This is a genomic window from uncultured Roseibium sp., assembly GCF_963675095.2.
Taxonomy (GTDB): domain Bacteria; phylum Pseudomonadota; class Alphaproteobacteria; order Rhizobiales; family Stappiaceae; genus Roseibium.
In genome coordinates this window covers 21,764-28,622 of sequence record NZ_CAXXSJ010000052.1, presented here as the reverse complement: position 1 = coordinate 28,622, position 6,859 = coordinate 21,764, and the positions used below count along the sequence as shown (strand labels likewise).

Below are 6,859 nucleotides of genomic sequence, written 5' to 3'. Positions count from 1 at the left end.
TCGGTCGGCCTCCACCCCTAACTACCGTAGGGGATATCTTTCGGAACACGTGAATAAAGAAGACATAAGCGCAAACAACTCAGTTTTGAATCAACGGGGTTGTAATATGCAAGCAATTTCAAGCCGACCCATCAAATTTAACGTTAAATTTTACTTTCAGTTTACCACCATCTACGAACAGTGCTTGAATATGCGTATTGCAACCAAAATAATTTATTAGCCCCGCGAGCAGCCCGGGATATTGCTCGCGGGGTTCATTTTGCGCTAGGTCTATCGCTGATGTGCTTCAGGCGCTTAATTCAAGCCACACACCACTCCAAGGAATCTCAATCGCACCCCATTGAAGAGGATCCTGGTTTTACCGCCTAGACCGATGAAAACCTCACACCGAAGTCCGAACAAGACGACGCACGGCCAGCATTCCGGTCATGACCACGCCGGCCACCACCACCATGCACACGACCACAGCCATGGCCACGGCCATTCCCACGCCCCAGACGTGAATGACAAAAACGCCCGTGCGGTGGCGCTTGCCGGGTTGCTGATCTGTTCCTTCATGTTTGCCGAACTGATCGGCGGCTATCTGTCCAGCTCTCTCGCTCTGATGGCGGATGCGCTGCACATGGTGACCGATGCCGCATCTCTGGGTCTGGCCTGGTGGGCCTTCCAACAGGCGAAGAAGGCGCCGACGGCCGCCCTGAGCTATGGCCGCCACCGGCTGCCGGTGCTGATCGCGTTCGCCAATGCGATCTTCCTTCTGATCGTCACCGGCTGGATCTGCGTCGAGGCTGTCGGCCGCTTCATCACACCGGAAAAGGTACTGGCCGGCCCCATGATGGTCATCGCCGTCATTGGCCTGATCGTGAACATCGCCGCCTTCTTCGTGCTCCGGCACGGTGGCGACAATTCCCTCAACATCCGTTCCGCGATCCTGCATGTGCTCGGCGATCTGCTCGGATCGGTCGCGGCGATCGCGGCAGCCATTGTGATCGCCTTCACCGGCTGGTATCCGATCGACCCCATCCTGTCGGTCTTCGTCGCGCTCCTGATCGTGCGATCCGCGGTCGCCATTCTACGCCAGTCGGGACACATCCTGCTGGAAGGTACGCCGGAGGAGATCGATTGCCGGGACATCATGAACAACCTGCCGCGGAAAATCCCGGGCCTCGAACAGGTTCGTCATGTTCATGTCTGGACGCTTGCCGAAGGCCGCCTCAACGCCACGCTGCACGCAGGGGTACGGTCGCCGGAAGACGGCCCCGTGGTCGTTGCCGCCATTCGCGAGGAACTGTCCCGCGGCTACGGGATCGGCCATGCAACGATCGAATGCGAAATCGTTGGCGCGACGACCGAAGCCCCCGCTTCCGATACCGGGTCCGAAAGCAATCCGTCCTAGCCACCTGGGCAATAGCAAGGCACGAGGCTGCGCCCCTCGTCGGCGCCAATAATCATGCAGGCCGGATTTCGATTTGAAGCCTGAGGTTCGCTACGTCAAGTCGATGTCCAATGCCTGGATGCCCGGTTTCAACTCAACCCAGTTGGAATAGGAAAGGCTTTTACCGTCCTTCTCCGCGAACGCCTCGATCTTCGTCGCACCAGTCGGCAAAGGGTTCAGGGCGAAAGACATTTGTGAGAACTTCGCCGTTTCCACGTTCTCGATCGTAACGCGGATCTCGCCGTCGAATGCGGTCTTGACCGTGACCTTCACGAGGGCCGGCTTTTTCGCCGCTTCTTCTGCTGCCGCCTCCTGCTTCGCCTGCTCCCTGGCGGTCTTCAGTTCGGTGATCGCGTCTGTGAGGCTCTGCTCGACGGAGGTCTTGCCCTGCTGGGCCAGCGTATCGAGCTCGGAAATCGACGTTGTGTATTCGTCCTGCCAGGTCTGCAATTCCTCTCGCGTCAGCTTTCCAAGGTCCGTACAAAACGCTTCAGCAATGGCAAACACCTTTTTCCGGAAGGCTGTTTTCAGGGCCGTATCGCTCTCCGGCAACAATTGCTGCGCCTCCAGTGCCAGATCGAGCAACGAAAACTGAAGTTTGGTCGATAGATCCCGGATCGCCAGGATCGTTCCAAGCGCGCGAAAATAGCGGCTTGAAATATCTCCGGTCTTTTCGGCGATCAGCAGGGCGCCCATCAACGCGTAGAACAGAAATGCGATTGCGAACAAGCCGATGTCCAACTGTTGGTCGGCCAGGGTTTCGACATTCGTAATGCGGACGACAGCAGCGCAGGCCGTCAGGAAACTTGCCGCACTGGCCAGGAAGACCAGGGGACCTGCGGATCTTGTTGGCCGAACTGTTTCTCAGACGACCCTTGTAAAAACCCAGCCGCTGATTCTGAAGATCTTCCAGCCTGGCTTCAACTTTCCCGACCAGCTCGGCGGGATCGCATTCCAAAAAGTCTTCGCGTTTAAAGTCGATCGGCTGGAATGTTGTCCCGTTCGCCATCTCGGTCCTCCCCGGCGAAAATAAGAAAAATTAAACCAGTGCACGATTTTCCCGGCAAGTAAAATCTAAGGGTGTATTGAGGATCCCTGTCAGAATTTCGGGTCTGCCATCCCTCAAAGAATCAATGCGCTCCCCCAGGGCCGACCTGTACTTTCCGTTGAATGGTCGGCGCGTCCGGGAAACCCTAGAATGGAAGCCAAAGAACGCGTGACCGTAATCAGCCCCGGGGAATTTGCTCTTATGAAATTGAGGCACTGCTATAACGCCAGATCCCTGCGTCCGCTCTGGACGCTGGAGGAACTGGGTCTTGACTACGACATCGAGACCCTGCCGTTTCCGCCCCGGGTCTTTCAGCGCGCCTATCTGGAGACCAATCCGCTCGGGACCGTGCCCTATTTTACCGACGGCAGCATCAGCATGACGGAATCGACCGCCATCTGCGTCTATCTGGTCGAAAAATACGGCGGCAACGGCCTGGGCATCTCGCCCGATCATCCGGACTACGCGGACTACCTGAACTGGCTGTTCCAGAGCGATGCCACGCTGACCTTTCCGCAGGCGCTTGTCTTCCGCTATTCAGGCCTCGAGCCTGAGGACCGCCGCCAGCCGCAGGTGGTGACCGATTACGCCAAGTGGTTCCTCGCTCGGCTCAAGCGGTTGAACGCCCACCTGGAAACGCGAAGCTATCTGTGCGACGGCCGGTTCACCATCGCCGACATCGCGGTTGGATACGCGCTCCATTTCGGCGAGATCATCGGTTTCTTCGACTATTACACGCCGCAGGTTCAGGCCTATCTGAAACGGCTGCAGGACCGGGACGCCTTCAAACGCGCTCTAGAAGTGGGCAAGGACCTCGATCCGTTTACGGATTTCACGCCGGACCTTGCGCCTTACCTGACATCCTAGGGTTCGGTTTCAGTTGTCGTCGCGCGGCGCCCGCCTCAGGGCGGCGAGCTTGCGGGTATAGGCGGCGAGCCGGTCGAGCTTGTACTGCGCGGTTTGCGCATCCCGTGCCTCGAGCGCATCCGCCATCGCCTTGTGTAGATCGGCGATGCTTTCCCGGTCGCGCAGGCGATAGACCAGCATGTTCATCAGCGGCTGCATCGCTTCCACCGCGCCGGAGACCTGGAAGCCAAGCAAAGGATTGCCGCTGGCCCGCGCAATAATGGAATGAAAGCGCACGTCCGAGGCGCAGAAGTCCTCGTCGCTCAGGTCCTTGTCCCGCTGCTTGTAGACTTCGTCGCGAAGGGCGGACAGGTCTTCCTCCGTCCGGCGTTTGGCCGCCAGCGGCAGACAGGACGCTTCCAGCGTAAAGCGCGCCTCGATGGCGTCTTCCAGCGGGATGTCGTTCATGCCGATCAGCAGCCGGCAGGTCGAGACAAGATCGTCCTGCGCCTCGTCCCAGGTGATCCGGTTGACGAAGGCGCCTCCGGCTGCACCGCGCTCGGAACGGATCAGGTTCTGGGCCGCGAGCCGTTTCAACGCTTCACGTACTGTCGCTCGCGATACGCCGAAACGGTCGGCGAGCTCCGTCTCGCTCGGCAGCTTTTCCTCAACGGCCAGATGGCCGTCGACGATGGCCTTTCGGATAGCATTGGCGATTTGAGTCGACAATCCTTCCTTCCGGATTGCCTGATATTCGATCGCCAATTGCACCTCCTGAGCCGTTGCTGACAGCCGGTCCCGAAAGCTTGTCCAGGACGGTTTGGGCAAGCCTAAGAAGGCCGGCCACCCAGGTCAACGAGAAACAATCAATTGTCTGACAATTAAATGTTTGACTTTTACCACTTTCCGAACGAGCCTCACCGGAAGGAAAAAACGGGAGGAAACACATGGGCTTGAGCGCGGGCCTGGTGTCCAATCGCCAATCGGGGCACCAATTGGGCCGCCAGCTTGTCTGGGGCCTCTTTTTCGCGAGCATCCTTGCCGCCTGGGGTCTGCTGTTCGTGATGCAGCCCGGTCTCGACCTGCCCGCAGGCTGGCAGGATCTCGGGGCGGACTACCTTGCCTCCCTGTGCCGGAGCACGGCAGGGACGGTTGGCTATGCCCCTGTCCTGGCCATGTGGGCCCTCATGGCACTGGCGATGATGGCGCCGACCACGGTACCCGCGCTGAAGACCTTTACCGACCTCGGCCATGCGGGTGCAGCCTCCGCGTCCGGTCTTGCCGCACTCATCAGCGGCTACCTTCTTGTCTGGCTCGGCTTTTCGGCTGTCGGCGCGGCGGCCCAGGTTTTTCTGTCCGGCCATGGCCTGATCGATCCGCTGGGGCGGAGCACCGCGACCTTTTTGAACGCAGCGCTTCTGGCGCTGGCCGGCGCCTATCAGTTCAGCCGGCTGAAGCAGGCCTGCCTCAACAGCTGCCAGAGCCCGATGATGTTCTTCATGGCCCATTGGAAGCCGGGGGCCTCGGGCGCCTTTCGCATGGGTCTTAAACTTGGCGCCGTCTGCCTTGGCTGCTGCTGGGCCTTGATGCTGCTCGCCTTCGTCGCCGGCACCATGAACCTCGCCTTCATGGGCCTCGCCATGGCACTGATGGCAATCGAGAAGATGCCCGTCATCGGGCGCTACCTCACGGTTCCCGCCGGCGTTGCACTTCTCGCGGGCGCGGCCGTAACCGTCTTTTTCGCACTACCGATAATGAACTGAAAGGGAGAGGCGCCATGAGCGGATGGGCCATTAAGGGAGAACTGATTCTCAACTGCAACTGCACGGTCTTCTGTCCGTGTGTCGTCTCGCTCGGCAAGCATGCCCCCACGGAGGGCTATTGCCAGGCCTGGGCCGGGGTCCGCATCGACACCGGCCACTATGAGGGCGAAGACCTCTCCGGACTGAATGTCGGCCTGGTCCTGGAAATTCCAGGGCTCATGGCCCGCGGCAACTGGAAGGCCGCCGCCTATATCGACGAGCGCGCCTCCGATGCCGCCTATGACGCCCTCCTGAAGATCTTTTCCGGTCAGGCCCGCGGCACTACCGGCCTGTTCCGGGTTCTGGTCAGCGAATTTTTAGGGGCTGAACGCGCGCCCGTTTCCTATACCATGGAAGGCAAGAAGCGCCGGTTGATCGTCGGCAAGGCGATCAAGGGTGAGGTCGAACCGATCTCCGGCGCCAAGCCGGGCGAGGAAGTCATGGTGACGAATACCGAATACTGGATGGGCTCGGACATTACGGTCGCAACCGCCAATCAGGGCCGGGTCCGCGCCTACGGCCGGGTCTGGGACTTCGACGGCCGCAGTGCGGAAATCTGCCAGATCGACTGGTCCGGTCCGTCCGCCGAAATCGCCGCTTAATCCGACCACCAATTTAACAGGAGATTGCCAATGACCTTCAAGGCGTTGCTCGTTGAAAAGGACGATGAGGGCAAGACCAGCGCGTCCGTTCAGGAGCTGGATGACAGCCGGCTTCCTGACGGAGACGTGACCGTCGCGGTGGATTATTCCACCGTGAACTACAAGGACGGTCTGTGCATCGGCCCGGGCGGCGGCCTTGTGCGCACCTACCCCCATGTGCCCGGCATCGACTTTGCCGGCACGGTCGAGACTTCAAGCGACGATCGCTACAAGCCCGGCGACAAGGTGGTCCTCACCGGCTGGCGGGTCGGCGAGGCCTGGTGGGGCGGCTACGCGCAGAAGGCCTGCGTCAAGGCCGACTGGCTGGTTCCCCTGCCCGACGGTCTGACGACCCGGGACGCCATGGCGATCGGCACCGCCGGGTTCACCGCCATGCTTGCCGTCATGGCGCTGGAGGATCATGGCCTGAAGCCCGGCAACGGACCGGTGCTGGTCACGGGTGCGGCCGGCGGCGTCGGCTCGGTAGCAACGGCAATCCTGGCCAATCTCGGCTATGAGGTCGCCGCCGTCACCGGCCGGCCGGAAACCGAAGACTACCTGAAGTCCCTGGGCGCCACGCAGATCGTGCCCCGCGACGAGATCAACGAAACGGTGAAGCGGCCCCTGGAAAGCGAAACCTGGGCCGGCTGCGTCGACGCGGTCGGCGGCGCGATGCTTGCCCGCGTCCTCGGTCAGATGAAATACGGCGCTTCCGTTTCGGCCGTCGGTCTTGCCGGTGGTGCCGGTCTGCCGGCGACGGTCGTTCCCTTCCTACTGCGCGGCGTCAACCTGCTCGGCATCGACAGCGTGATGCGTCCTTATGAGGACCGCATCCGCGCCTGGACCCGTCTGGCCAGCGACCTGCCCATGGAAAAGCTCCATGCCATGATCCAACCGGCCACGCTGTCGGATCTTCCGGACCTGGGCGCCGCGATCCTGAAGGGTCAGGTCAAGGGCCGGGTCGTGGTCGATGTGAACGGCTGACAAAGCTCCCCTCTCCATAGTCATCCCGGAAAAGCCGTCAGGCTTTATCCGGGACCGGAGAGCCCCTTACTGCCGGTTTCGGTCTGAGCACCCATTTTGAACC

7 protein-coding genes are annotated in these 6,859 nt (G+C 60.7%); 5 read left to right on the top strand and 2 right to left on the bottom strand.

Annotated features, from left to right (window positions below; all coding sequences use genetic code 11):
* The first annotated feature begins 499 nt into the window (after positions 1-499).
* Entirely contained in the window at positions 500-1,396 is an 897-nt protein-coding gene (locus tag ABIN98_RS19840; RefSeq protein WP_346912354.1) for a cation diffusion facilitator family transporter, read from the top strand.
* A 90-nt stretch (positions 1,397-1,486) separates the two neighbouring features.
* Here the strand turns inward: ABIN98_RS19840 and ABIN98_RS19835 are convergent, their stop codons facing one another.
* Positions 1,487-2,164 carry a hypothetical protein gene (locus ABIN98_RS19835; protein WP_346912352.1) on the bottom strand — a complete coding sequence of 226 codons (678 nt, stop codon included), beginning with the start codon at positions 2,162-2,164 and terminating at the stop codon, positions 1,487-1,489.
* A 520-nt stretch (positions 2,165-2,684) separates the two neighbouring features.
* Here ABIN98_RS19835 and ABIN98_RS19830 point away from each other — a divergent pair.
* Positions 2,685-3,350, top strand: coding sequence for a glutathione S-transferase family protein (locus ABIN98_RS19830; RefSeq protein ID WP_346912348.1), 666 nt, complete (start codon positions 2,685-2,687; stop codon positions 3,348-3,350).
* A gap of 9 nt (positions 3,351-3,359) precedes the next feature.
* Here the strand turns inward: ABIN98_RS19830 and ABIN98_RS19825 are convergent, their stop codons facing one another.
* Positions 3,360-4,058 (bottom strand): FadR/GntR family transcriptional regulator, encoded by a 699-nt coding sequence (locus tag ABIN98_RS19825; protein WP_346912346.1) that lies wholly within the window; start codon positions 4,056-4,058, stop codon positions 3,360-3,362.
* A gap of 218 nt (positions 4,059-4,276) precedes the next feature.
* Here ABIN98_RS19825 and ABIN98_RS19820 point away from each other — a divergent pair, with 218 nt between their 5' ends.
* The 3 genes from ABIN98_RS19820 to acuI are packed head-to-tail and all read left to right on the top strand — an operon-like array spanning position 4,277 to position 6,756.
* Positions 4,277-5,092 carry a DUF2182 domain-containing protein gene (locus ABIN98_RS19820; RefSeq protein ID WP_346912344.1) on the top strand — a complete coding sequence of 272 codons (816 nt, stop codon included), beginning with the start codon at positions 4,277-4,279 and terminating at the stop codon, positions 5,090-5,092.
* A gap of 14 nt (positions 5,093-5,106) precedes the next feature.
* Positions 5,107-5,733, top strand: coding sequence for a DUF1326 domain-containing protein (locus tag ABIN98_RS19815; RefSeq protein WP_346912342.1), 627 nt, complete (start codon positions 5,107-5,109; stop codon positions 5,731-5,733).
* 30 nt (positions 5,734-5,763) lie between these two features.
* Positions 5,764-6,756 carry an acryloyl-CoA reductase gene (acuI, locus tag ABIN98_RS19810; RefSeq protein ID WP_346912340.1) on the top strand — a complete coding sequence of 331 codons (993 nt, stop codon included), beginning with the start codon at positions 5,764-5,766 and terminating at the stop codon, positions 6,754-6,756.
* Positions 6,757-6,859: the final 103 nt, after the last annotated feature.